Origin of the sequence: Alcanivorax sp. S6407, from assembly GCF_023016115.1 — a bacterium.
GTDB lineage: Bacteria > Pseudomonadota > Gammaproteobacteria > Pseudomonadales > Alcanivoracaceae > Alcanivorax.
This window is the reverse complement of the sequence record NZ_JALKBH010000002.1, coordinates 787299-813324: the sequence shown is the minus strand read 5'-3', so window position 1 is coordinate 813324 and position 26026 is coordinate 787299. Positions and strand designations below refer to the sequence as shown.

22 protein-coding genes are annotated in these 26026 nt (G+C 59.0%); 15 read left to right on the top strand and 7 right to left on the bottom strand.

The window, feature by feature from the left end:
* Positions 1–51 precede the first annotated feature (51 nt).
* Positions 52–1080: an AraC family transcriptional regulator gene (locus MWU49_RS06940; RefSeq protein WP_246969869.1), complete on the top strand. Its 1029-nt coding sequence runs from the start codon at positions 52–54 to the stop codon at positions 1078–1080.
* A gap of 128 nt (positions 1081–1208) precedes the next feature.
* Here the strand turns inward: MWU49_RS06940 and MWU49_RS06935 are convergent, their stop codons facing one another.
* Positions 1209–1670: an LEA type 2 family protein gene (locus tag MWU49_RS06935; protein WP_246969866.1), complete on the bottom strand. Its 462-nt coding sequence runs from the start codon at positions 1668–1670 to the stop codon at positions 1209–1211.
* A gap of 523 nt (positions 1671–2193) precedes the next feature.
* Here MWU49_RS06935 and MWU49_RS06930 point away from each other — a divergent pair.
* Genes MWU49_RS06930 through MWU49_RS06920 form a run of 3 tightly spaced genes read left to right on the top strand, consistent with a single transcriptional unit; the run spans position 2194 to position 5225 of the window.
* Positions 2194–2691 (top strand): hypothetical protein, encoded by a 498-nt coding sequence (locus tag MWU49_RS06930; protein WP_246969863.1) that lies wholly within the window; start codon positions 2194–2196, stop codon positions 2689–2691.
* A gap of 3 nt (positions 2692–2694) precedes the next feature.
* Positions 2695–4578, top strand: a complete 1884-nt coding sequence (locus tag MWU49_RS06925) for a tetratricopeptide repeat protein (protein WP_246969861.1) — start codon at positions 2695–2697, stop codon at positions 4576–4578.
* The gene (locus tag MWU49_RS06920) at positions 4575–5225 is read left to right on the top strand and encodes a hypothetical protein (RefSeq protein WP_246969859.1); all 651 of its coding nucleotides are present in this window, start codon (positions 4575–4577) and stop codon (positions 5223–5225) included. The genes MWU49_RS06925 and MWU49_RS06920 overlap by 4 nt, the downstream gene beginning before the upstream one ends.
* 15 nt (positions 5226–5240) lie before the next feature.
* Here MWU49_RS06920 and MWU49_RS06915 read toward each other — a convergent pair whose 3' ends face one another.
* The gene (locus MWU49_RS06915; protein WP_246969857.1) at positions 5241–6215 is read right to left on the bottom strand and encodes an FAD:protein FMN transferase; all 975 of its coding nucleotides are present in this window, start codon (positions 6213–6215) and stop codon (positions 5241–5243) included.
* Positions 6216–6346: 131 nt separating this feature from the next.
* On the opposite strand from MWU49_RS06915, the gene MWU49_RS06910 reads away from it, so the two are divergent.
* From MWU49_RS06910 to MWU49_RS06900, 3 genes are all read left to right on the top strand, one after another.
* Positions 6347–7210 (top strand): sigma factor-like helix-turn-helix DNA-binding protein, encoded by an 864-nt coding sequence (locus tag MWU49_RS06910; protein ID WP_246969855.1) that lies wholly within the window; start codon positions 6347–6349, stop codon positions 7208–7210.
* Positions 7194–8168, top strand: a complete 975-nt coding sequence (locus tag MWU49_RS06905) for a hypothetical protein (RefSeq protein ID WP_246969852.1) — start codon at positions 7194–7196, stop codon at positions 8166–8168. Before MWU49_RS06910 ends, MWU49_RS06905 begins: the two co-directional genes overlap by 17 nt.
* 208 nt (positions 8169–8376) lie before the next feature.
* Complete coding sequence (locus tag MWU49_RS06900; RefSeq protein WP_246969850.1) at positions 8377–10017, top strand: VWA domain-containing protein; 1641 nt, start codon at positions 8377–8379, stop codon at positions 10015–10017.
* Positions 10018–10380: 363 nt separating this feature from the next.
* On the opposite strand, the gene MWU49_RS06895 is transcribed toward MWU49_RS06900, so the two are convergent.
* From MWU49_RS06895 to MWU49_RS06885, 3 genes are read right to left on the bottom strand one after another with little or no spacing between them, the layout of a single operon-like run.
* Positions 10381–11943 carry a general secretion pathway protein GspF gene (locus tag MWU49_RS06895; protein WP_246969848.1) on the bottom strand — a complete coding sequence of 521 codons (1563 nt, stop codon included), beginning with the start codon at positions 11941–11943 and terminating at the stop codon, positions 10381–10383.
* Positions 11944–11962: 19 nt separating this feature from the next.
* Complete coding sequence (locus tag MWU49_RS06890) at positions 11963–14410, bottom strand: LamG domain-containing protein (protein WP_246969845.1); 2448 nt, start codon at positions 14408–14410, stop codon at positions 11963–11965.
* Positions 14411–14414: 4 nt separating this feature from the next.
* Entirely contained in the window at positions 14415–15593 is a 1179-nt protein-coding gene (locus MWU49_RS06885; RefSeq protein WP_246969843.1) for a hypothetical protein, read from the bottom strand.
* A 235-nt stretch (positions 15594–15828) separates the two neighbouring features.
* Between MWU49_RS06885 and MWU49_RS06880 the strand changes: the two genes are divergently transcribed.
* The 6 genes from MWU49_RS06880 to MWU49_RS06855 all read left to right on the top strand — a co-directional run bounded on the left by MWU49_RS06880 (position 15829) and on the right by MWU49_RS06855 (position 21688).
* Entirely contained in the window at positions 15829–18402 is a 2574-nt protein-coding gene (locus MWU49_RS06880) for a hypothetical protein (protein WP_246970759.1), read from the top strand.
* 65 nt (positions 18403–18467) lie between these two features.
* Positions 18468–19208, top strand: a complete 741-nt coding sequence (locus tag MWU49_RS06875; RefSeq protein WP_246969840.1) for an SH3 domain-containing protein — start codon at positions 18468–18470, stop codon at positions 19206–19208.
* Positions 19178–19837, top strand: a complete 660-nt coding sequence (locus tag MWU49_RS06870; RefSeq protein ID WP_246969836.1) for an outer membrane beta-barrel domain-containing protein — start codon at positions 19178–19180, stop codon at positions 19835–19837. Before MWU49_RS06875 ends, MWU49_RS06870 begins: the two co-directional genes overlap by 31 nt.
* A 20-nt stretch (positions 19838–19857) precedes the next feature.
* Positions 19858–20349, top strand: a complete 492-nt coding sequence (locus MWU49_RS06865) for a TlpA disulfide reductase family protein (RefSeq protein WP_246969833.1) — start codon at positions 19858–19860, stop codon at positions 20347–20349.
* Positions 20346–20564 carry a DUF4266 domain-containing protein gene (locus MWU49_RS06860; protein ID WP_246969830.1) on the top strand — a complete coding sequence of 73 codons (219 nt, stop codon included), beginning with the start codon at positions 20346–20348 and terminating at the stop codon, positions 20562–20564. The genes MWU49_RS06865 and MWU49_RS06860 overlap by 4 nt, the downstream gene beginning before the upstream one ends.
* A complete protein-coding gene (locus MWU49_RS06855) occupies positions 20555–21688 on the top strand; it encodes a DUF3570 domain-containing protein (RefSeq protein WP_246969826.1) in 1134 nt (377 codons plus the stop codon). The genes MWU49_RS06860 and MWU49_RS06855 overlap by 10 nt, the downstream gene beginning before the upstream one ends.
* A 107-nt stretch (positions 21689–21795) precedes the next feature.
* Here MWU49_RS06855 and MWU49_RS06850 read toward each other — a convergent pair whose 3' ends face one another.
* Positions 21796–22854 (bottom strand): phospholipase A, encoded by a 1059-nt coding sequence (locus MWU49_RS06850; protein ID WP_246969823.1) that lies wholly within the window; start codon positions 22852–22854, stop codon positions 21796–21798.
* Positions 22855–22873: 19 nt separating this feature from the next.
* Complete coding sequence (locus MWU49_RS06845; protein WP_246970757.1) at positions 22874–23062, bottom strand: Trm112 family protein; 189 nt, start codon at positions 23060–23062, stop codon at positions 22874–22876.
* Between the two features lie 274 nt (positions 23063–23336).
* Between MWU49_RS06845 and MWU49_RS06840 the strand changes: the two genes are divergently transcribed.
* Complete coding sequence (locus tag MWU49_RS06840; protein ID WP_246969820.1) at positions 23337–25133, top strand: acyl-CoA dehydrogenase C-terminal domain-containing protein; 1797 nt, start codon at positions 23337–23339, stop codon at positions 25131–25133.
* 391 nt (positions 25134–25524) lie between these two features.
* Positions 25525–25914 carry a YbaN family protein gene (locus MWU49_RS06835; RefSeq protein ID WP_246969816.1) on the top strand — a complete coding sequence of 130 codons (390 nt, stop codon included), beginning with the start codon at positions 25525–25527 and terminating at the stop codon, positions 25912–25914.
* Positions 25915–26026: the final 112 nt, after the last annotated feature.

The following is a 26026-nucleotide window of genomic DNA, read 5'->3' as shown; positions in this document are numbered from 1 at the left end:
GGCCATGTTTATGGCATTGTGGGACAGAAAATTGTGGAAAACGGACATGTCATGACGGCTCCCCGAACCCTCACCAGTGTGCGCCTGCAGGTGGCCTACGGTGTCGAGCAAGGACTCGATGCGGCTGCCTTGTTGCAGGGCTCGGGTATCCGCCTCGACAGCCTTCATCAGCAGGACGATGCGACCATCGAGGCCGAGCAGGAATTGCGGGTGATTCACAACCTTTGCGAGCGTCTGCAGGATCCGGTGGGCCACGGGTTGGCCATGGGGCAGCGTTACCATCTGAGCAGCTATGGCGTGTGGGGGTTTGCCCTGCTGACCAGTCCCACCTTTGGCGATGCGCTGCGTCTTGGGTTGCGGTATCTGGGCCTGACGTTCGCCTTCCTGAAGGTGAGTCTTCAGGAGCGCGGAGACGAGGCGGTGCTGGAGCTTGGCGATCGGCACTTGCCGGAATCGCTGCGTCCCTATCTGCTGGCTCGCGATGCCAGTGCGATCATGGTGATCCAGCGGGAACTGTTTTCCGAGCGGGTGCCACTTTCCTCTTTGCATCTGCGCTTGCCTTCCGGCAATGAAGAGGACTTTCTGCGTCTGTTTGGTCGCTGCCCTGAGTTTGACAGCGCCCGCAGCGAAGCGGCCTTTGCCATTGAGGCCCTGGGCCGATCATTACCCCAGGCTAACCCGATGACAGCCCGGCTGTGCGAAGAGCAGTGTGATCAGCTACTGGCCCGCCGCTTTGCCCAGGACAGTGTGGCGGCACGGGTACGGCGTCGTTTGCTGCAACAGATGGGACATTTTCCCTCCGCGGATGCGGTGGCGGCGGAAATGGCCATGACCAGCCGTACCCTGCGCAGGCATCTCAAGCAGGAGGGCACCAGCTACAGGGCGCTGCTGGATGAGATACGCCGGATGCTGGCGGAGCAGTGGCTGGAAATGGGGGTGCTGACGCTTGACGAAATCAGCGATCGCCTGGGCTTTTCGGAACTGTCGAATTTCAACCATGCCTTTCGACGCTGGACCGGGCAGACCCCGGCGCGGTTTCGGCGGGGGAGGGGAGAGGATTCAGTGGCGAGTAACGAGTAACGAGTTTCGAAAATCAAAAGACAGCTACAATCCGGGAAGAATTGGGTTTTGCCTTTCGCAACTCGCAACTCGCAACTTGTTTATCGCTAGTGGGCAGCCGTGGAAATCGCTGACGTTTTGAAAAAGCGTTATTGCATGGCCGGTAACTTCATTTCGCCTTTCCTGTCGAAGCTGAGCGGAATGGGGACGCCGGCGACCTTGGCTTTGCCCACCAGTCGGTAGGTCAGTGGTGTGCCGGGATCCTGCTGGATCTGCTGCAATTTCTGCAGGCTTTCCAGCAGGCTGGTGGTGATAGTGGTGGTCACGGTGGCATCGCCCATGGCCGGCAGGGTGACGCTGTCAGCGGTGAGGCCGCGACCAAACTTTTCGCCATTCACATAGATCTCGTAATCCATGCTTTTCAGTGTCAGCTCCCGATCATTGGGGTTGCGGGCGCGCAAGGTCAATCCCCACTCCTGCTCAAACAGAGTCACCTTGTTCAGATTGATCCCCGCCACCGTCACTTCCGGTGATTCCAGCGAACCCAGCGTCTGACAGCCGGAGAGAAAGAGGGCTGTCACAAGCAGCCAGACAGAAAGCAGTGTTTTCATGGGGATCCCGTTTCGTAATGTCCTGACATTGGAGCCAAGAATAACCAGAAGGTTCAATGGGTGCATGCCGGATGCTTGACGCTGGATGCCAGACGCTAAAAAAGCAAAGAACCAAACCCGCAACTGGACCGGTTCGTCTCTGATGCTGGAATGTGCAAGGGCGCGATCATGGCGCAAAGGGTTGTGCTTTATGGAAAGAGTTGATCAGTCTTGATGGCGTCAGGCGTCAGGCGTCAGGCGTCAGGCGGGAAGATAAGTGCATGCCGGACGGCCCGGACTCCTGTCGCGCCACCGCGCCCTTTGCAAGGCGCGCATGGCGCGACGTATGACCGGGCCGCCGGCACGGAGTCGATATCGCTATCGACCTTTTGATAATGGTACTCATGGCGAGGTTGTGGCAAGGAACATTTGACTGAAAAATGTATCACCCGACGGATATGGTCAATAAAGAGATGGAAGGTGGCAACAGCTACTGGCACAAAGGTGTGTTAGATTCAGCAAAAAATTGTTGTGAGAGGGATGGATGCGCCGTGTAGTCATCGTGCTCCTGCTGCTGGCCTTCGCGCCGCTGCAGAGCGCCGAGCTGGACAAGGATCTGGCGGATTTCAAGCGCGAAGTGCTTGAGGTCAACAAGCGTCTGCTGCTGCTGGAAGAGGAATTGCTGTTTCCTGCAGATACCCAGGTGGGGATTTACGTCTCCCTGGATGTGGGCCACTTCTTCGAACCGGACAGCATCACGCTGGAGCTGGACGGGGAAGTGATTGCCAGTCATCTGTACACCGAAAAGGAAGTGCGGGCCCTGCGCAATGGCGCGGTGCAGCGTCTGGCCCTGGCCAACGTGAAGAATGGCGGCCATGAACTGGTGGCCTTTGTCACTGGCGATGGCCCCCAGGGCACCGAAATCCGCCGGGGTGTGAATGGCCAGTTTGAAAAAGGCCATGGCCGGCATTTCGTTCAGCTGCACATCGAAGACGATGAGTCCAAGCAGCAGCCCCGTTTCCGCTTTCGTGACTGGCGCTGATCCATGCGACTACTGCTTGTCAGTCTGAGCCTGTTGCTGGCGGCCCAGGCCTGGGCCCGTCTTGATCAGGAACACAAGGTAGAAGATCCTGCCTATGGTGAAGTGGCGTACCTGTATTTGCAGGGAGACTACTTTGCGGCCCTGACCCGTGCGCAAATGGCGCTTGAGCGTGGTGAAGTACCGCATCACCGTAGCGATCTTCAGGTGCTGCTTGGGGCCATGTACAGCGCCTACGGCATGCCTGAGGATGCCGAGCAGGTATTCAGTGCCCTGCTGGATACCCAGGTCAGTGACGGGGTGGCCCGGCGGGCCTGGATCCATCTGGCCAGTCTCTATTATCGGCAAGGCAAGTATCGCGAAGCCCTGAAGACGCTGGATGACAAGGTCGGCCGCCCTGAGGCCGAACTGGCAGAAATCTATTACAGCCTGAAGGCCAAGGTGCTGATGCGCCTGGGCCGCTATGAAGAGGCGGCAGAATCTCTGGATGCCTTCGCCGCCGACAATCCTCTCAATGCCTACCTGCGCTACAACCTGGCCATCAGCTGGATCAATGGTGAGCACCCGTCCATGGGCCAGGAATGGCTGTGGCAGCTGGCTAATCTGCCGCCTGGCGAAGCAGAGACCGATGCGATCAAGGACAAGGCCATGCTGGCCTTGTCTATTTATATGTTGCGTAGCGATCAGGAAGAGCGAGCGCTGGAAGTGCTTTCCGCTGCCCGCGCGGAGGGGCCGTTTGCGGACGAGTCCATGATGCTCTACGCCCGCGCCCTGTTGATAGAAGAGCAGCCCGGCAAGGCCCTGCCAGCGCTACAGCGTCTTGACCAGATGTCGATCCAGCGCCCTGCGGTACAGGAAGCCCAGTTGGCGATCCCGCTGCTGTATGACCAGGTGGGTAGCCAGAAGCGGGCAAAGGCCGGGTTCGAGACTGCCATCAGTCGCTTTGCTTCGCTGGATGACTATCTTGAGGACCTGGAGGGGCGCATTGCCAGCGGCGAGTGGTTTGCAGAGATGGTGGGCGAGCCACAGTGGTCTACGGCCATGGATCCGGTGCCACCGTTTTTGCCGCAACGGGTGAGCAGCTTTCCCACTTTCTATAACTGGTTTGCCACCGCCGGCTTCCAGCAGGGCTGGAGCCAGTACCATGAGCTGATGCGCCAGCAGAACCTGCTATCGTTGTGGCAGCAGAAAATGCCGGCGCTGGGCAACATGCTGCAGGCTCAGGAGCGCAAGCAGCGGGCCATGCGTCCGGAAGCGCAGGCGTTGCTCGAATCCCTGTCCCATCAGGATTTTCAGGGCCGGCTGACTCGGCTGGAGCGACGTTACCAGGAGGCGCTCAAGGATAACGACCCGTTGCCTTTTGCCACCGATGAAGAGCGTCGGCTATGGCAGGCGCAACAGGAAGCCCGAGACCTGACAGGCCAATGGGGCGACAAGGCCCGGCCGGACATGAATGAAAAGCTGGATTTTTACCGTGGCCTGCTGCTGTGGGAAATGCAGGAGGATATCGTGCCGCGGCAGTGGCAGCGTGATCGCGCCCTGAAAGACATGGAGTCGCTGCTGGAAGAAAACCGTGCTCTGCGCAGCCGGGTGCTGTATGCGGCCAATCGTGTCGAACGACTGGATCATTTCAACCAGGAGCTGCCTGAGCTGCAACGGATGCTGGCCGAGCTGCAACAACGGGCCGATAGCCTGATGAGCCGACAGCAATATGTACTGCAGGCGGAAGCCGTGCAGCACCTGGCCCGTAACCGTCAGCGCCTGCGACGCTTCTCTGCTGCTGCCCATGAAGGGTTGGCGGATCTGGTTTATCGCTCTTTGAGAACCAGCCGAATGCCTGCCGAGCCTGCCCCCGAAGAGCAGCCAGCGCAGCCTGAGGCGATCCAGTGACCACTCAGTTGCAGCACGGGCTGTCTTACCAGGGGGAGGTCTTTGATGTCCGGGAGGGGCTGTTCTCTCCCGACGAGCACGGCCTGCACCCGGGTAATGACAGTTCGGCCTGTTGGCGAGGCTGGCAGGCGCATTACGAGATTCGTGATGGCCAGTTGTTGCTGACAACACTGTTGCTGGCGCAGCCAATGCAGTTTCTCGAGTTTGACGATGCGGGTAACGAGATCAGTAAACCGCCCCGCTACCCGGCGCTGAACGGGGTGGAGGCGGTGCGTCTCTCCGGCCACATGGACAGCAGCTGGGCGTTTGAAGATGTGGATCTGCCACTGGATTACAGCGGTACCCTGACATTATGTCGTCTGCCCCGCCATCTGGATGTGCCAGACTATTGGGAAGCCAGGGATAACCCGGATCTTGACGACTTCGAGCATGTCGTACAGTTGACTCTGGACAAGGGGCGGGTCACCGGTGAAGTGCTGGTCAGGGAGCCTGTCGACCCGGTTGCCGAAGAAGATGACCTGTTGCTGTTTGCGCCGGTGGATATTGACGCCCTGCCGGAGCCTGATCCCATTCCATCGACGGCAGAGGAGCGCTCCCTGGAAGATCTGTTCAATGATTTCCTGCTCCCCGGTGACGAGGACAAGTAGCCGTGTCTGGCCCGCTTACTGCGCCGGTGCCAGATCTTCCGAGTAATACACCTCCCCCCGTTTGTCGATAATGATCACCGAGGTACCAGGCAGTCGGTTGATCATGGCCAGACCTTTTTCCCGCCCCATCACAAAGACACTGGTGGACAGCGCATCGGCGTCCACGCTCTTGTCGGTGAGAATGGTGACGCTGACCAGTTCGCCGGCACTCTTGCCGGTGTCCGGTGAAATGATGTGATGGATGCGTTCGCCATCCTTGATGAAATAGCGCTGATAGTCCCCTGATGTAGACATGGCGGTATCGATCAGCGGCAGGCGCATGGCGATGGCCTCCCGGTCTCTGGGGTGCTGAATGCCCACCGTCCACGGTCGACCGTGATGGTCTCCCAGCACATAGCTGTCGCCACCCAGCGACAACCAGGCCTGGGTTACCCCGGCCTGTTTGAGAATGGCAATGCCCTGATCGATGGCGTAGCCCTTGGCGATACCGCCCAGGTCGATCACTGTGCCGGGATCGGTAAAACGTACCTGATGGTTGGGTAGCAGCTGGATGTTGCGGGCATCAATATGGCGAGTGGCGGCTTTCAGGGTGGGCTCGTCCGGGGCCTTGCCTTCGCGATAGTCATAGAGATGGCCGGCACTGGCGAAGCTGATGTCGAAGGCGCCATCGGTGAGCTGATAGTAATGACGTGAGCGTTCCAGCAGGGCGTAAAAATCGGCGCTGACGGTTTGCGCGCTGGTGGCCGCCTCGCGGTTCACCCGGGCCAGCTCACTGCTTTCAATCCAGGGAGAAAGCAGCTCGTTGAGGCGTGACATCTCCGCTTCCAGCGCCGCAAACAATGGCGCGGCATCCTGCTCGGCCCATAGTGTGACGCTGGCCCGGGTGCCCATCACATCCCACTCATGCTGTTGCCAGCGGTCCTCGGCAACCGCAGACAGCGGCAGCAAGCTGAGTATCAGCCACAGGGTCGGGGCGTAAATACGGGACATGTCGTGCTCCACAGAAAAATCTGCTGGCAGTGTAGCAGGCAAGGCGGTGGCGTCATCTGCCGTTTGCGAAAACTGGTATCGGTTCTGCAATTAGGCTACAAGTGAGGCAACCTGCAACTGACGATGTTTTCATGAGCAACCCTCAGGCTGGCGCTGATCCTGTGGACTGGCCCGCGATAATTTTTGATCCTGCCTTCATGGCCGGACTGGAACGCATGGCGGCGCGTCGCTTTGTGCAGCCGGTGCTGGCGGAGGAAGCCTGTACCGCTATGCTGGAAGCGCTCAGTGATAATGACTGGGCAGCGTTGCAGGGCTTCACCGGCAAGAGTGCTCCGGGAACCTATGCCCATGCGGTGGCCGGGCGCGCCATGGAAGATTATGCCCGCCGCAAGTTCGGCCGGCCGCGCCCGCCGCAATGGCTACAGGCCATGGGACAGGGCTGGGTGCGTTTATGGCGCATGCTGTGCCTGGAACGCCAGTGGCCGGAAACCATTCAGGCCCGGCTTGCTGAAGAGTTTCGTGATGGCCTCATTCAGGATGCCATTGGTGAGATCAAGCGGCGCATTCCTCGCTGTGGCGAACCCGGCTTCGCCGAGTGCTGTGTCACCGAGCTGGGGTTGGAGAACCTGCCAGACGACGCCGGCGCCTCCATGGATGCTGGCTTTGCCGAGGCCCAGCGTCAGCAGGCTCTCACGCTGATGTCTGTGCTGCTGCAAGGGCATGCCGGTGAGGCAGGGGGGCAGGGTTGTCCGTCAAAAGAAGAAGAGGCTCTGTCACAACTGGTGGCTTCCATGTCCCTGTCGGCAGACGACCGTCTGTTGCTGGCTCTGCATTATGAGGATGGTCTTGCCAGTCGCCGTATCGCGGAACTGACCGGCAGCAGTGCGGCCACGGTGCAGCGCCGCTTGCAGGCCTTGCGTCAGCGTCTGCATGGGGTGCTGGCAGAGATGGGCATGACGGATAACGGGGAGGTCACGTTTGAATTCGGACAATGAGAAAGCGTTGATGCAGTCCCTCAGGCAACCGGCGGAGGCTGGTGATGCCTTGCTGTCCTCGCCCCTGTTCACCGGCTTTGCCAGTGAGGACGAGATTCTTGCTGCCTGGCAGGAGGGCGCGCTCAATGCCGAGCAAGAGGGCGCACTGAAAAGCGCATTGGCCAGTAGTAATGCTCTGCGCCAGCAGTGGCTGGCGCTGTCTGCAGCGGTGCCGAAAGCCTCCCACGGGGCGGTTTGGCATAGCTTTTTCCGTTGGCACTGGGCGACGATAGGCATGACCGCCAGTGTGGCTCTGGTGGGCGTGCTGCTTTTCCGCCAAGGGCAACTACCGGTAATGCCGGAACAGAGTGCGGCCATGCACTCCCCCATGGAGGAACAGGCGGAGATGTCAGACGACAGCCAGTCTGATGAGCTGCCCCAGCGGGAACTGCTGGAGCGGCAGCGCCGTGAGCCCGAGGCAAAAAAAGCCCGTGACCTGCCCAGCCGTAGCGAGTCGGGCATGGCGGCGTCGTCGAGTTACCTCGCGGATGGGGTGGCAGGCGGTGCCGAGTTTGATAGTGCCATGGCGGAAAGTGCGCCAGTCATGAGTGAGCGAGCCATGGTGCAAGCCAAGCCCCGGCCGGCGCCGCTGGCACCTGCACCATCATCGTTGCCCTCAGCGGCGCAACTGGCACCAGAGCCGGTGGCAGAGGACGTGCCCTGGCAGGATTATCTGGCGGTGTATCAGGGCGATCCGGCTGCCACCAGCGACACGCAAATGGCGGCTCTGGCCGAGGCGGTGCTCGCGGTAGAAGCCAGTGATTGTGACCCTGCCGATGTGGCCCTTTTGCAGCAGGCCTTCCAAACGGTGAATACAAGATACCCGGCGACTTTTGCTCCCCTTGCCCCGGCGAGTCAGGACGGCTGGTGCGAACTCGGCCCGTTGCTTGAGCAAGAGGCAGAGAGTAGCGCCCGTTAATCCCGGGTTTGCGGGAACCTGCTGCTCCAGCGCTTTACTCCGTCCTCAGTGAACTCTGTGCCCTCTGTGGTAAATCCGCTTTTGATCTTTGCGTGCCGCATGTTGCGTGAAGCGTGTTGCAGCCGCGAAGCGGCATAAAAAATGAGGCAGTTCCCGAGCCTGTCCGTCTTACCTCCATGAAGGATAAAAAAATACCCAGGAGGTAACCGTGAAAACTCTGATTCGTACCCCGCTCGTACTGGCTATCGGCATTGCGCTGGGGGCCTGTTCCCATCAGGCAGAGCAGGCCGCTGAGACGCGCCAAATGCAGGAAGTGGCCAGCAAGCCGGTGGCTCCACAGGCTAAAAGGATGATGGCTGACAGCGCCTATAACGGCATTGCACCGGTCATGGCCGCCCCGCAGACGTCAATCGCCATGATGGCGCCTCAGCAAGAGCGTGATCGCTTTACCGAGATTGACGATAACGGCATTCACAGAACGGCAGAGTCGCCGGTATCCACGTTCTCCATCGATGTGGATACGGCCTCCTACAGTTTTTCCCGTCGCCAGATCAATCATGGTCGTCTGCCGCAGCCGGATGCGATCCGGCTGGAAGAGTGGGTGAACTATTTCGACTATGACTATCCCGCTCCGGATTCTCCCGACACCCCGTTCCTGACTCAGGTAAGCGTGAGTGATTCTCCCTGGCGGGCGGGTAACAAGCTGGTGCATATCGGCATCAAGGGTTATGAACCTAAGCAGCAATCGCGGCCCCGAGCCAATCTGGTGTTTCTGCTGGATGTGTCCGGCAGCATGATGGCAGAAGACAAGTTGCCGCTGGTCACCCGCTCCCTGCGCATGATGGTGGACCAGATGAACCCCGAAGACACGGTTGCCCTGGTGGTCTATGCCGGTGCGGCGGGTGTGGTGCTGGAGCCCACAGAAGTCAGTGACAAGCACAAGATCGAGGCAGCGTTGAACCAGTTGCGTGCCGGCGGCTCCACCGCAGGCGGAGAGGGGATTCAGCTGGCCTATGACCTGGCCGAGCAGCATTTCGACAAGGAGGCCATCAACCGGGTGATTCTGGCCACGGACGGGGACTTCAATGTGGGGGTGACCGATCAGGATGCGCTGGAGGGTTTGATTACCCGCCAGCGGGACAAGGGAATCTACCTGTCGGTGCTGGGTTTTGGTCAGGGCAACTACAACGACAGCCTGATGCAGACGCTGGCCCAGAACGGTAATGGGGTGGCCGCCTACATCGATACGCTCAATGAAGCGCGCAAGGTGCTGGTGACCGAGTCTACCTCGTCGCTGGTGCCGATCGCCGAAGATGTGAAAATCCAGGTGGAGTTCAATCCGGCAACGGTGCAGGAGTATCGCCTGCTCGGTTACGAAACCCGGGCGCTGGAGCGGGAAGACTTCAATAACGACAAGGTGGACGCCGGGGAAATTGGTGCCGGTCATACGGTAACGGCGATCTATGAAATTACCCCGGTGGGCGCATCGCCAATGATCGAGCCGGGACGTTATGAAAAACCGGGCGGCAAAACGGAAAGCGACTTCTCCGGTGAGTACGCGTTCCTGAAACTGCGCTACAAGCGCCCCGGGGAGAGTCGTTCGCAACTGATTGAAACGCCGGTGCCGGTGGCAACAACCGATGCGGATGCGCTGCAAAACCGTGAAACGGCTTTTGCCGTAGCGGTGGCCGGTGCGGCACAGATTCTCAAGGGAAGCCAGTACGCCGGCGACTGGAATCTGGACGATGCCATCGAGCTGGCACAGAAGAACAAGGGCGAAGATGCCTATGGCTATCGCAGCGAGTTCATCCAGCTGCTACGCCAGGCGGAGGTGAGCGAGAAGATCTAGCTACGAGCTACAAGCTACAAGCTACAAGCTACGCTTGATTGGAAAGGCAAGCCCAAAATGGTTCCCGGGTTTCTGCGCTTCTACAGCGCTGCTGTAGGAGCGAGCCTGCTCGCGATCCGAGCCTAAGCGAGGTAAGGATTCCAGAAACTCTGTTCGAATGGAAAAAGAAAGCAAACCGTGCAAAACATGGAATCGATCTTAGGGCGATCAAAGCCGAAATCAAAAAACCGCACCCTGACAGGTTTGGTTTTTTGCTTTCAGAGCATGGCAGCGTGGAGCATAAAGCTACCCGGTTAACGGGGCATGTCCACGTGTTGCAGCTTGAAGCTTGAAGCTTGAAGCTTGAAGCTTGTAGCTCGCGGCTTATATCGTCCCGTTCACAATTGGCTCGAATGCGGTAAGCCGGTCCAGCGAGGTGGCATTGCCCAGGCTGTGGTTGGGGAAGCGGCTGGCGAACTGGCTTTGTTCACCGTGCAGGGCCATGTAGTTGAGCCACACGGTTTCCGCCAGCAGGTTGACGTTGTTGGCCGCCGGGCTGCCGGCGGTTTCTACCGAGGCATCCGGACGCATCCAGCCCAGCTGCTGTTGCCCGTTGTTGAGGGTGGGGCGGCTGGCCGGGTTGTAGACCAGAATGAAGGAGGCGGCGGTGGAGGAGTTATCGCCAGTCCATTCGCCCTTGCCACGGCCGTTGACCGAATCATCAATACGCCCGTTGCTGGCCACGGAGCCGTCGCTGAATACGTACAGCATGATCGGTACGCCCTTGCGACGGGCATATTCCAGACAGGCGCCCATGCAACGGCCGGCACGCAGGTCACGCATTTCGCCGGTGGCACGCTCGCCGGTGTGATAATCAAAACCGCCCATGGATATACAGCCAGCCCCGGCATAGCCGTTTACCACCAGCTTCATGATCGACGCGGTCTTGGCGAACTCGCGATCATTCAGTTCGTTCTCTGAAAAGATCGACAGAATATCCAGATCTTCCTCCACCTTGAGTGGGGTCGGATCACCGTAGCGATCGGTAATGTCCGCAGCTTCCACATAGCCACATCGGAGCAGGTCCTGAAGGTTGCTGCGACGGTTGGCATCGGTGAGGCCGCTGTCGATACGGTCGATGCGTTTGTGGCTGATGCGGGCAATGGATTCCATCACCGCGGTGGCGTCTTCCTGATTCAACAGGCCCACCAGCTTGCCGGTATCCACCAGTCCGGTCACATCGGAGAAACGATCAATTTTGGTCGGCCGGGCAGAGGCAATGATGGAGCCATCCGGGGCCAGTGAGTTGCCACCGGACAGTGAACTGCGCGAGCCAATCAGCGACATGAGTTCGCCATCGGCGCCGGCGCTGAAAATCCCGTACATGGGGTTGTGGGGATTGTTGGCGGTATCGTTTTCAGAGCGGGCGGGAATCACGCAGCCATTGATGTTGGGCGCTGCCGCCGAAGCCTTTTGCAGGATGCCGCGCAGGAAGGCGGAATCGCTGTGGAAGGCCAGGCCGAGATCCCTGTTAACAAGCCCCGGGTTGTTGTTGGGGGCCAGGTTGCCGGGCAGACCCAGTTTCGAATAACCAGCGCTGGAAAGAAAATCTTCCTGACCTCCCTGGCCGCCCACCAGCACATTGGAACCGGAAATATTGGCGCCGCCGGCAAGATCGAAACAAATGAACGGGATCTTGCCTGCGCCTTCCGCCACGATGCCACAGTCCGTCTTGATCGCTTCCAGATCTGAAGACAGTGCCGCCATGGCTTCGCGGGGGTTGCTGAACAGGCCAAACAGGCCCACGGTGCCAAACGCTGCGCCGCTGACCAGACCACGGCCGAGCATGTCCCGGCGGGTCATCGCCTTGCCGTGGCCAATATTGAGAAGCGGCGCATCCGGGTGGAGGGGCTGCGGACGTTTTTTGAAAAAGTGTCGCTTGATCATGTTGTCTCTCCCTGACGTCCTATTGAACCAGCATGCTGGCGCTGCCCAGCACGGTGGCGCAGGCGGCTTTGGTGGCGGTGGCAGTGCGTTCGATGCAGTTGTTGCTGCACTGGGTCAGGTTGGTATCAAACAGCAGATGCTCCAGTTCGGCACCGATCTCGGTGCGCTGGGGCTGGCGCGCCTGGCCGTTGCCGATCATGCGTTCGAACAGCGGATCGATAACCCGGTCTCGCCATTGCTGTTCGGTGATGTTGGTCACGTCGCTGTTGTAATTCATGGACGGGAACAGCGGGGTGATGGTCGGGTCGTTGCTGCGCTCGGCCTCCACCAGGGCATTGCAGTATTCGATGGCCAGCTGGGCGATGCCGATCTGGTGGGCGGTAAGGAAGGCCTCGATATTTTCCTCACTGGGCAGCTGGGTGCGCAGACGCTGATAGGTATCCGGAATATCGCCGCGGGTTTTCGGTATGCCGGTCAGCACACTCATGGTGGCATTGATCTCGGCAAAGTCTCGCAGTCCCACATCGGGCTGCTCGCCGTACTGATTGGCGGCCAGCGGCAGTGGCGTGGGCTCGGTGAAGACATTGCTGTGGCTGCCCAATTGTTCGAAGGTCAGGAAAAATTCATCACCTTCCTGCCCCTGCTCCACCGGCAAAAGCGTTCCCAGCCGGGACAGGGTTTCACCCTGGCTGCTGTAACCCTCTCCGCCCAACTCGGCTTCCAGCGGGGCAAAGGATTGGCCCACATCAGGTACCCGACCATTGATGCCCAGCCGCAGTCCAGACATGGCCGTGCTGCTCTCCACGGTGTCCTGTTGCAGGTTGATGAAGTAGGGCGCGGCAAACAGGTAGCTGTAGTTATCGAAGCGTGACACCTCGAACACCACATAGGCGCCGGGCTGGTCGATCAGGTGGCCGATGTAGAACGGCAGGAAGAAGCGTTCGCCCACCCCGGCGGCAAAGTTGGTCTGCACCTGTTCAGCGGTAAGGGCGCGATTGTGGATAGCGGCAAAGCGTATCACGCCCTCCCAGGGATGATCGTTGGACGCTTCATTGCCGAGAATCAGGGCGAAAGTGTCATCCCAGGTATTGAGCAGCCCGGGTGTAGCCGGGTCCAGGGCAGGATGCAGTTCACCGTTGATAAACAGCCGGCGACCGTTGACCGGGTCGTAGGTAACCGCGATATGTTGCTGGCTGGCCTGCAGGGGCATGTCATCGGTGGCCAGAATGGGTTCGCCATTCAGGTTGGTGGATTCGCCGGTGCGCTGGTAAACCACGAAGTCGCTGTCGCTTTGCGCCAGTGTCAGGTTGCGCGCATCTGGGCCGGCGGAATAGCTGATGATGTGGGCGTTGTCCTGACCGGTGCTGACCGGGGTGATCCAGGCTTCCAGGGTCAGCTCGCCGGTGGCCTGAATCAGATCGGCGAGTTTTTTGCTGGTCACGGTGCTGCCCTGGGCCTTGCCATCGTTCAGGCGAATGCCCCAGCCGCCTTCCCAGGTCACGTTGCCACTGAATTGCAGATTGATGGCAGGTTCGACACCGGAGGTATCGTAGGCAACAGTGCCTTCGCCGGTCTTGAATTCGTAACGGGCAATCACGTTGCTTTCATAGCGGCCGCCGCCGGCGGCCAGGGTGCCATCGCCCACATTGAGTGCCTTGCTGAGCACCAGTGCCTCATCCGGTGCCGTGGCGGTGATGCCATTCGCCATGGCACGAATGGCATCTTCCATGCTTTGTGCGTCGCTGCTGCAATCGCTCCAGCAGTTGTGGCCGTCTTCCCCCAGACGTTCCACCAGCCGGCTCAGTTCTGGCTGGTTCAGATCCATCTTGCTCTGGGCGGCGATATAGGCCTCGTTGACATCATCGGAAGCGATGTAGGGGCTTTGTGGCGTGCTGGCATCACTCTGGTGACAGTCGGAGCAGTAGTCGTCCAGTAATGGGTAAACATGGGTCTGGAACAGGCTCGGGTCAGCCGGGAAGTTCTTGCTGTTGCCAGGATCCTTGATCGGCGGTTCGCTGAGCTCTGTGGTGCCACCGCCCAGGCCCAGGCTTTCTCCGGCCCAGGCACTGATCCAGGTACTGATCAGGTCGGCACACACCTGGGCATCGTTCTCCCAGCAGTTATGGCCGCCGGCGACTTTCTGCACCAGCCGTGAGGCGGCGGGCTGATTAAGGTTGATGAGTGGATTCGCCGCCGCGTAGGCCGCATTGATATCGCCGGTTTGTACAAACGCGGGCTGCTGGGTGCGATGGCAGGCGCCGCAGCGTTGTTGATCCACCAGATTGTTCCAGATGTAAATCTTGAACGCCGATACATCGCTGTTGCGCGGGGCTGGCCCTTGATAACTGGTCTGTCCGCCGCCTTCCGGTGGAGGTGGATTGGTTTGCGTGGTGGCGCCGCTGCCGCTGCCGCCGCAACCGGCCAGCAGGGCAAGACAGAACGTACTGATGAGGAGTCCGCTACGCATTGCTTCAGTCTCCCATGCAGTAGGTGGCCGCATCGGCAAACAGGGTCTTCATGCGGTAGTTATCGTTCTTGAAGGCGCTGGTCATGGTGGCCAGCTGACTGGTGTCGGCGTTGTCAGCCGGTTTGCGCAGGCATACCGCCGTGAACACTTTCTCGGCCTGGCAACTGGCGAAGACCTCGCTGTTGGCCAGTTCCTCGCCCAGGCTGGCAGCACCGCTGCCGCCACCCGGCAGGGTGGAATCCCAGCCAAGATTGGCATTGGGGCCTTCGCGCCAGTAGTTGTCCCAGTGGTCGTCCGGGGTGATATAGCCCCAGGGGAAGTTGTTGCTGTTGATCAGATATTTGCCCTGGACGCGAGTATTGGTGTCCGGGTCGTTGCCGGTGTTATAGACCATGCGGCCGCCGTCACCTTCCTGGTCGCCTTCCCAGTCGTAGTAGGCAAACGCCTGAGCAAGGGGATCCATGCCGCTGTGACAGCCAATGCAACTGTTGCGGAAGATGCGGCTGTCCCCGCCGGGACTGCGGCTGACATCCTGGCGGATGCGGTCGGAGGGGCGAGTGGTGTCCTTGACCTGTTCCAGGTCGCGGCACATGTGATTCATCAGGGTAAAGCGCAGCATGGCCCGATTGGTGCCGGCATAGAAGAAAGCATTGGCGGCGGCGCGGGTGGTGAGTACGCCGGCCACGGCTTGTGCCGGGGTGCCGTACTGGCTGACCTGGCTCACCGGCTCCAGTACCGCCTGCAGGTCGGCGTGGCTGGCTTCCAGATTACGGTAATGGGCATTGCTGTCCGCCGCTGCGGCGGGGCTGCTGTTGCCCACATAGAGCAGGTCGGCAAACAGAATGCGGCGGAAGTCCACATCATCGCGAATGGCGCCGATCACGGTGGCGGTGTAATCGTTGAGGTCGGCGAACACGTCCTGGGCTTCATTGGTCCAGGGGGTGGCGAACTGCTTCAGGGTGACGCTGTAGAAGGCCGGGTGCTCCATGGCCAGCTCGGCGGCGGCCTGGGCATTGTTGTTGTCGATCAGGCTGGCCATCTCGGTGAGTGTGGCCGCATCGGCGGGCACACCGGCCAGGCGGTTGTGAATCCGCTGGGCCTGATCCCGGCTGTTGGCATGGCCATTCTGAATGACCAGCAGCAACGACAGCGCTGCCAGTGCGATCCCCCCGGTTCGTCTCATTCGAAGCGTCCCTTTCTTGTCGTTATCAAACCGCCGGATTATGGTCAGTGGTTACCGTTGTTCAACTGACTTCCCGTTTCCCTTTGTTATTCTCACCGACTTTCGGCGTCGGGCTCTGTGATTCGGGCCCCAGAATTCTAAGAATATCTTCGCGATACTGAACTGATACTAAGAAATACGGATGGTTGGGGTGAAGGGACTAACAAGACTCCTGTTGCCAGGTTTGCTGGTGGCTATGAGCGGCTGCGGCGGGATGGACGGGGGAGACCAGGGCGAGGATCCGTCGGTAACGGATGTGCCGCTGGCCTATGTGGAACGCAAGGCTCCCGTTCTCGATATGGATGAGGATGCGCCGGATTCCCTGCGGGACCCGGCGGGTTTTCTGGCGGGTGCCCGTTTGATTGTGCGTGATGGGGTGTCCAGCCGGGCCAATGCGCGGGATGTGTCTACGCCGTTGCTGGGGCAGGGGCATGATATTCGTGACCTCTCTGTCAGTTATGACGGTGCTCGCATGCTGTTTGCCGCCCGGGCACCGGAGATCCCGGATGCGGACGACGACGAGCAACCCACCTGGAATATCTGGGAATATCACTTCGATAGCGGTGTGGCCCGGCGTGTCATGACCAGCGGGGTGCTGGCGGAACAGGGGCAGGATCGTTACCCCGCTTACCTGCCGGATGGCCGCATCGTGTTTGCTTCCACACGTCAGCCACAGACTCGCGCGCGCATGCTGGACGAAGGACGACAGCAATATTATCCCCTTGAAGAGCGCCGTGATGTTCGGGCCTTTGCCCTGCATGTGATGTCTGCAGCGGGCACCGCTGTGGAGCAGATCACCTTCAATGCCAGCCATGATGTGGCCCCTCTGGTAATGCCGGATGGCCGAATTCTGTTTCAGCGTTGGGACAACAAGGACAGCGAAAATCGATATGACCTTTATCGGGTCAATCCGGATGGCACCGCGGTGGAGCCGTTATACGGTGCGGACAGCCATGAGTGGGTGAACGACTTGCAGCGCCAGTTTGTCCCCATGGCCATGATGGACAGTGGCAGGGTGATGGCGGCACTGCGTACCGAGGAATCCCGGGATCTGGCGATCCAGCCTGTCCTGATTGATGTGGCTGGCTTCGTTAATCGTGACGGACCGCTGTGGGGTGTGGTGGGTGGCGCCCCGGAGCAGTCGCTGCAGGCGCCGGCGGCGCGACCGGGTCAGGTGAATGCGGCCGGCTGGCTGGCAGATCTGGCGCCGATGAATGATGGCAGCGGGCGCTTGCTGATGGCCTGGTCTCCCTGTCGGTTGAATGAGTATGGCACGCTGCGGCCCTGTACCAGCGAATTTCTTGGCAGGGGGTTGCCTGCGGCGCAGCCGGCTTACGGGCTTTGGGTTCTTGAGCCCGCCAATGGCGTGCAGCGAGCGGTGGTGCCGCCGCGGGATTCGGTCTGGGTTACCGAGCTCGCAGTGGCAACGGATAGTCGGTTACCGGCCCGGGCGACAGTGCCGGAACGGGATGAAACGCTGCAGCAGGCTGCCCAGGCGGTGCTGGATATTCGCAGCATCTATGACCTGGACGGCGCTTTTTCGGGTTTCATGGACCCGTTGCCTGTCGGGGTAAACAACTTTGCGGATTTTGCCAATCCCGCTTTGGTGTCACCGGACCAGCGAGCGGTGCGGTTTTTGAGAATCATCAAGGGCGTACCTATTCCCGGAGATGAGGTAAGAAATATCCCGGGCAACCAGATCGGTCGGCTGCCGGCGTTTGGTATGCGTGAACTGGTCGGCTATGTGCCGGTCCAGCCGGATGGCTCAGTACGAGTGCAGGTGCCTGCCGATGCGCCGCTGGGGCTGCAGCTGGTGGGTGCCGATGGCAAGTCAGTATACGGGCGCCATGGAGCCTGGATTACCCTGCGGCCCGGCGAAACGCTGCAATGTCAGGGGTGTCATGAAAATAACAGCCCGCTGCCACATGGTCGTCAGGAGGGGATGGCAGCGTCATTGAACCCGGGCGCGCCGCTGACGGGACAGCCTTTCCCGGGCACCCGAAGTGATGTGGTCAGCTTTGCGGATGCAGGCGAAACCATGGCCCAGGCCCTGACCAGGCTGTATCCGGAGCGCGCTCTGCCCATGATGGATATGGTTGCGGAGGATGTATGGAGTGATCCGGCCCCGGATCCTGATAGTGAACTGCAGCTTTTATATGCCGGTCTGGAGACGGAGATTCCGGTCAATCAGGCTTGTCTGGCGGACTGGCATCCGGGCTGTCGCACCATCATCAATTACCCGGATCACATACAAACTGTCTGGGATATGCAACGAAATGTCATGGTGGAGGGGGTTGCAACGGATGTAACCTGCTCCACGTGCCATAGTCGGCGAGATGCCAGCAATGCCGTTCAAGTGCCTCCGGGGCAGCTGGAACTGACCGGGGATCCGGCGGTGGATCAGCCCAATCAGCTGACCAGTTACCGGGAATTGTTGTTCGATGATAACGAGCAACTGTTGATGGACGGAGCATTGATAGACCGTTTGGCTATTGCACTGGATGACGATAACAATATTGTGTACCAGACGGATGAGGATGGTGAGCTGATACTGGACAGTAACGGCAACCCGATCCCTGCGGTGGAGCCGGTGGAGATCGCTTCACCGATTCGTGCAGGCCAGGCCCGTGACTCGGACCGGTTCTTCAGTCTTTTCGCTTCCGGTGGAAGCCATGAAAGCTGGTTGAGTCCGGAAGAGCTGCGGTTGCTGGCGGAATGGATTGATCTTGGTGCGCAGCAATATAACGACCCATTCCGTGTACCGGAGTAAACGGATTTGCCGCAAGAATGCTAGTTGTTAACACTTCCGCTGTATGTTCAGAAGTGCTCCGAAGGGTGTTGCTGCTCGTCGTGGTGTGCGCGGGCATCAGCCAGACTGCGCTCGCCGCTGAACCTGCTGTGCCGGCGGATCCTGTACGGGTCAAGGTGGATGTCTCCTTTGTCGAGGTACACACCGGGCCGGGCAGGGGCTATCCCGTGTTTCATGTGGTAGAGCGCCATGCTCCCCTGACGCTGCTGTTCGAGCGGGCCGGGTGGTTCAAGGTGGAGACGGCGCGCGGCAAGGTCGGCTGGGTGTCCCGGGAAGCCCTGATGGATACCGTGGATGGCACCGGGCAGGCGCCGAAACTGGCCTACACACTGGAAGAGTGGCAGCGCCATCGCTGGCACGCGGCCTTGCTCGGCGGGAACCTGGATGGGGCTAATTCCCTGGCGGCGGCAGTGGGTTACCGGCTGACCGAAAACATTACCGCGGAAGGCATGTATACCGCTGCCAGCGGAGATTTTTCCAACAACAAGCTGCTGGAATTCAATCTTCAGCATCAGCTTTTCCCTCAATGGCGGCTCTCCCCCTTTGTCATGCTCGGGACCGGGCGCGCCAGCATTGAGCCCAGGGCTACCCTGGTGCAGCCGGAAAGCCGGGGAGAAAGCTATGTCCATGGCGGGGCGGGGTTGAAGTACTACCTGTCCCGGGGCTTCCTGCTGCGCGGTGAGTACCGCAGCTATGTGTTGTTTACCGACGAAAACCAAAACCGGGATCTGGAAGAATGGAAAATCGGCTTCTCTGTATTGTTCTGAGTCTGTTGTTGCCGCTGCTGGCCAATGGCGAAGAGCAGGCAGAACAGGAAGATGTGGTGCGCGATGCACGACCGGAATCGGTGCTGGATCCGCAGATTGAGCGGCGTCAGATTACTGAAGCCGATATCGATACCGAAAACTTCGAGGCCGGTGTCTATGTGGGCATGATTTCCATCGAGGATTTCGGTACCCAGCCAGTGCTTGGGCTGCGGCTTAACTATCATCTTTCCGAAGACATCTTCTTCGAGGGGGTGCTGGGCCGGGCCAAGGCAGACGAGACCAGTTTCGAGCGACTCAATGACGGGGTGGAACTGCTTACCGATGATGAGCGGGCCTTTACCTATTACCAGGGCGCGGTGGGCTACAACCTGCTGCCGGGTGAAGCCTTCCTCAATCGTAACCGGGCCTTCAATAATGCCCTTTATGTGCTTGGCGGCGCCGGCATTACCGAATTTGCCGGCGACGAGCACTTCACCATCAGTCTCGGAGTCGGTTACCGCTTGTTGATTAATGACTTCACCACAGTGCGGGTGGATATGAAGGATCACCTTTTCAATCTCGACGTGCTCGGCGAAGACAAGATGACACAGAACATGGAATTCAGCGCAGGCGTGAGCCTGTTTTTCTGATGTTTCAGGGGGAAGCCACCATGAAAAGAATAATCGCCATCATCTTCACCGCCGCCCTGGCAATCAGTGGCCCGGTACAGGCTGCGGAGGAAGGCAAAACCGCTCCGGACTTTACCCTCAAGGCGCTGGATGGCAGTAACGTCAAACTGAACGAATTGCGTGGCACCGTTGTGCTGGTGAACTTCTGGGCATCCTGGTGTGGTCCCTGCCGTACCGAGATGCCGCTGCTGGATGAACTCTACAACGAGTACCGGGATTACGGCTTCACGATTCTGGGTATCAATCTGGATGAAGAGCAGAACCGGGCGCTGATGTTGCTGGACCGGATTCCGGTGAGTTTTCCAGTGCTTTTCGATCCTGAAAACATCACCAGTGAAAGCTTCGCCGTAGATGCCATGCCGACTACCGTATTGATTGACCGTAACGGTGTGGTGCGTCATCACCATCGTGGCTACAAGGATGGCTTCATGGACAAGTATGAACAGCAGGTCAAGGAATTGGTGCTGGAATGATAGTGCGTGCTGTGCTGCTGGCGGTGGTTGTGATGCAGGCGGGCTGCTCCATAAAGCCGTGGGTGAAGCCCTATGAGCGTTCCCGGCTGGCGGATCCGGTAATGAATGCTGCCGGCCATCCTGTGTCAGAAAGTTATATCAACCATGTGCATCAGGCACGGGAAGCCATGCGGGGCGCTGAGGGCAGCACCGGAGGAGGTTGCGGGTGCAACTGACGCGTTCGGTTGGTTGGTTGCTGGTTCTGCTGTTTCTGTCGCAGGCAGTTACGGCGGCAGTATTGCCGGAAGACCGTTTTGACTTGCTGGTTCACCGCTACGAAGGCGGCGGAATGAACATCAAGGGGCCGTCGATCCTGGTGCGCAAATCCTTTGCGGACAAGGTGGCGGTGAATGCCAACTATTATGTGGATGCGGTTACCGCAGCGTCCATTGATGTAATTACCACGGCCAGCCGGTATTCGGAAAACCGGATTGAAAAAAGCCTGGGGGTGGATTACCTGCACGGCAAATCGATCTACTCGATCAGCTACAGTACGAGTTCGGAAAAAGACTTTGAAGCGGAGTCGGTGCATTTTGACCTGAGCCAGGATTTCTTTGGTGATCTGACTACGCTGACACTGGGATATTCCCAGGGCGAGGATGATATCTCCCGCAACAAGGATGCGACTTTCTCGGCAGAAGCCGACCGGCAGCATTTCCGTATCGGCCTGTCCCAGGTGCTGACCCGGGATCTGGTGGCCAGCCTGAAGCATGAGCTGATTACCGACGAAGGCTATCTGAACAATCCTTACCGTTCGGTCCGGTATGTGACCGGGCCTTTCAGTTACAGCTTCCAGCCGGAACGTTACCCTGGCACTCGTACCAGTGAGGCCACAACCCTGGGGATGTCATATTACCTGCCCTGGCGGGCCGGGTTGCACGGTGAGTTCAGGATGTACGATGACTCCTGGGGAGTGAAGGCCAACAGTTGGCAGGTCAAACTGATTCAGCCGCTGGGTCAGAGCTGGACTCTGGAAACCCGTTACCGGACCTACAGCCAGAGCGATGCGGATTTTTATTCCGACCTTTTCCCTTATCAGAACGCCAGCAACTTTCTGGCTCGCGACAAGGAATTGAGTGATTTCGATTCCACGGTGTTCGGGGTCGGCATTGGTGTGCAGTTCAATCGAACCAAGCAGCACACCTTCAATCGTGCCGGGCTGCATCTGTGGTTCGACAAGTTCAACTTTGACTACAACAACTTCCGCGACTTGCGTTCTGATTCCCCTGTCCCCGGGTCCGAGCCGCTGTACAGCTTTGATGCCACGGTAACGCGACTGTTGTTCACGGTCTGGTATTAACTACAGTTGCGAGTGACGAGTTACGAGTAGCGAAAATCAAAAAACCGTTTGCTTCCTGCTCGCGGCTGATTTTTTCTTCGAAACTCGAAACTCGAAACTCGAAACTCCTAGAGCGAATCCGTCAATAGAATCCCGAAACTGAAACGGTTTTCGTAATCGTTGTAGTTGACCAGTGAATCTCCGTAGCCGGTAAAGAGTTCCACCACGCCTTTAAAGCGCTTGGTCATCGGGAAGGTATAGGTGAGCTGGCCGGCACCCTTGTTGTCGGTGCGCAGGTTGTTGCGCACCATCAATTCCAGTACGTGATTTCCGAACGGCCGGGCAATCTCCAGTTCAAAGTGCCCCATGTATTTTTCGATATCCGGGTTGTCGTCCCCCTGGGTGTCCAGTGGATCGTCTTTTTCCTTTTCCGGAATCCGGTACCAGGGCTTGATGGACCAGTAATAGCTGCCGGTACGGGCCACATAGCTGAAAAATATCCGGTTCCAGCTACGGGAGACAGGGATATCGCGGCCGTTGGATTCATGGCTGATACCCAGCGCCACCAGTTCCGAGTCCACTGGGCCAATTTGCCAGTTGACCGGTTTTGTCATGAACACTTCGGGCTCGTAGTTGGCTTCCCGGAACGGGGCCGATTCATCCTTGTTGTAGGCCTGCCAGTAGAAGGTCCCGGTGAAGGCCATCCACAGGGTGACATCGTCAAACAGTTTTTCCTTGATGGGGGCTTTCAGGGAGAGCTGAAACTTGACTTCGGTGGGTTGCAACTCGCGGTCATCCTTGGTGGGGTCATTCCACTTGCGGTTGGACCAGTAGCTGTACGGCATCAGGTAGTTGCGGCGATGGGGGGTGATCACAAACGGGTTGCCGCGGGTGTTGTTCTCCAGTGCCAGCCGTGCCCGAAGGGCATCCTCATGGGCGCTGATTCGCTCACCGTTTTCACTGACGCTGCACCAGTCATGCATTTCCTTCACGGTGATGGCATCGTCAGCGGTCTGTACGCTGCGTAACAGGCACTCGTCACGGCGTTGCTGCGGCGTCATTGCTGTTGTTGGCGTGCCTTCGGCGGGCACTTCGGCAGGCGCCTTTGACGATGAAGAGGGGGCGGAGGTGTCAGCCATGGCGTTGCTGCAGAGCAACAGCAGGCCCAGCGCCAGCGGTTTGCGCATCAATCGTTCCCGGGGTTGTTCAGAGATTGCTGATTTCTTCGTCGGACATGGTACGGGCCTGTTCCTCCAGCATGACGGGGATGCCATCGCGTACCGGGTAGGCCAGGCCACTGGCCTTGCACTTCAATTCAGCCTGTTTTTCGTCATGAATCAGCGGTGCCTTGCTGACCGGGCAGACCAGAATATCGAGCAGATTGGGATCGAGCATATTCATGATTCCTTCATCAGTTGGGCAGGAGTATAGCAGTGATTGGCGAGGAATCGGTGATCCGATATACGCCGTGTTTCTTTTTGCGATCTTTTACTAACCGTCTGTTTATTAATGGTTTTGTGTCATAAACGGCAGTTTCAAACGCTTGTTTGACTTGTGGGTCACAAATACCACTGGAGAGACGGCAAAGCACTGACCTAAGATGACTTTCCAAATTATCGGCGAGCCCGGGGCCCGCCGCATTTTTACTCTTTGATTAGGGAGATTTGAGATGCCGGATTACAAGGCTCCCCTGCGCGACATGCGCTTCGTACTGAATGAAGTCCTGGACATGGATGGCCACTACGCCAGCCTGGGTCTGGAAGATATCAACAGTGAACTGCTGAATGCCTTCCTGGAAGAGGGCGCCAAGTTCTCCGAAAACGAACTGGCTCCCCTGAACCGTTCCGGTGATGAGGAAGGCTGTGGTTTTGAAGACGGTGTTGTTACCACTCCGAAAGGTTTCAAGGAAGCCTACGCCAAGTATGTAGAAGGCGGTTGGCCTGCCATGGGCGGTGATCCGGAGTTTGGTGGCCAGGGCCTGCCGGGCTCTGCCGGTATCGCTATCTCCGAAATGACCGGTACCGCTAACTGGTCCTGGAGCATGTACCCGGGCCTGTCCCACGGTGCGGTTGCCACCATCGAAGAGCACGGCACCGACGAGCAGAAGCAGGCTTACCTGCCCAAGCTGACCAGCGGTGAGTGGACCGGCACCATGTGTCTGACCGAGCCGCATTGTGGTTCTGACCTGGGTATCCTGAAAACCAAGGCCGAGCCGAATGCAGATGGTTCCTTCAACATCACCGGTACCAAGATCTTCATCTCTGCCGGTGAGCACGACATGGCCGAGAACATCGTCCATATCGTACTGGCCCGCCTGCCTGATGCCCCCAAGGGTACCAAGGGTATTTCCCTGTTCATCGTTCCCAAGTTCATGACCGACGGTAACGGCGGTGTGGGCGAGCGTAACGCGGTGACCTGTGGCTCCATCGAGCACAAGATGGGCATCAAGGCTTCTGCTACCTGTGTGATGAACTTCGATGGCGCCAAAGGCTACCTGATCGGCCCGGAAAACAAGGGCCTGAACTGCATGTTCACCTTCATGAACTTTGCGCGTCTGGGTACCGCCATCCAGGGTGTGGCTCACGCCGAACTGGGCTTCCAGGGTGGTCTGACCTACGCCAAAGAGCGTCTGGCCATGCGCAGCCTGTCCGGCCCGAAAAACCCGGAAGGCCCGGCGGATCCGATCATCGTTCATCCGGACGTGCGTCGTATGCTGCTGACTTCCAAGGCCTTCGCCGAAGGTGGTCGTGCGCTGGTTTACCTGTGTTCCCAGCTGGGTGACAAGGTGAAGCTGGAGAAGGATGAAGCGGCTCGCAAGGAAGCTGACGAGCTGATGGCGCTGCTGACTCCGATCGCCAAGGCGTTTGTGACCGAAGCGGGTCTGGAAGCGGCCAACCACGGCGTTCAGATCTACGGCGGCCATGGCTTCATTCGCGAGTGGGGCATGGAGCAGAACGTACGTGATGCCCGCATCTCCACCCTGTACGAAGGCACCACCGGCATCCAGGCTCTCGACCTGCTGGGCCGCAAGGTGATGATGACCCAGGGCCAGGCCCTGCGTAACTTCACCAAGATCGTGCACAAGTTCTGCGAAGCCAATGCCGACAATGCCGACCTGAAGGTGTTCCTGGAGCCGCTGGCTGCCTACAACAAGGAATGGGGCGATCTGACCCAGGCCATCGGTATGCAGGCCATGCAGAACCCGGATTACGTGGGTGCCGCTTCCGTGGATTACCTGATGTACTCCGGTTACGTGACCCTGGCATACCTGTGGGCGCGTATGGCTGCTGTTGCCCATGCCCAGCTGGAAGCGGGCGCGGGTGATGAGGACTTCTACAAGGCCAAGATCAGCACCGCCAACTTCTACTTCAAGCGTATCCTGCCGCGCGTTGCCGGCCACAAGGGTGCCATCGAAGGTGGTCTGGACTGCATGATGGAACTGGATGCCGAACACTTCGCATTCTGATCGGTCTTGGCCCCCAACAAAAAAACCGCCTTCATGGCGGTTTTTTGTTGGGGCCGCAACACGCAACACGCAACACGCAACACGCAACACGCAACACGCAACACGCAACACGCAACACGCAACACGCCTGACGCAGGCACGCCCCTCACCCCTGTAGGAGAGCCAACTTGTTGGCCGAACCACGCCGCCGCGCGAAACCGCAGCGCTCTTCGTGTGCCACAGACCCCACCCCGCGTTGTTGCGTGAAGCATGTTGCGTGCCGCGTTATTCGACGAAAGGCGCACTTCGCCCGCCCGTAATGCCTTTGCCTGCACTCGTTCCCCGTCGCATACTGAAGCCATTGTGTGATGCGAGTGGGGCCCGTTCTGGTGGCGCCACCAGGGACAGGCATATGGTAAGGACACTGTGCTGGCGATTTCTGGCAATCCTCTTCGTGGCCATCGGGATGGTCGGCGTGGTGGTGCCTGGCTTGCCCACGGTGCCGTTTCTGCTGGTGGCCGCCTGGGCCGGGAGCCGCGGCTGGCCTGCCCTTGAGCAATGGTTGCTGGAGCATCCCCGCTATGGCGAGCCTCTGCTGCAGTGGCGCCAGAACCGTGCCATTTCCCGCCGCGCCAAGTGCGCAGCCTCTACCATGATGCTGATCAGTATCATGATTATCGCGTTTTCCAATGCCATGACGGCCATCAAGATTGCCGTGCCGTTGATGTTGTGCCTGACATTATTGTGGCTGTGGAACCGGCCGGAACCGCCCAAGCCGGTTCCTGAACATCACGAGGCGTGACTTTTCAGTCAGCGTTCTGGCTCAGCGTGCCGTATCCCGGCATGAACGGTGAGTCACAAATAAGCCTGTAAAGACAGGCACTTGCTGCCTAAAATTTGCGCCCTGCCAATTT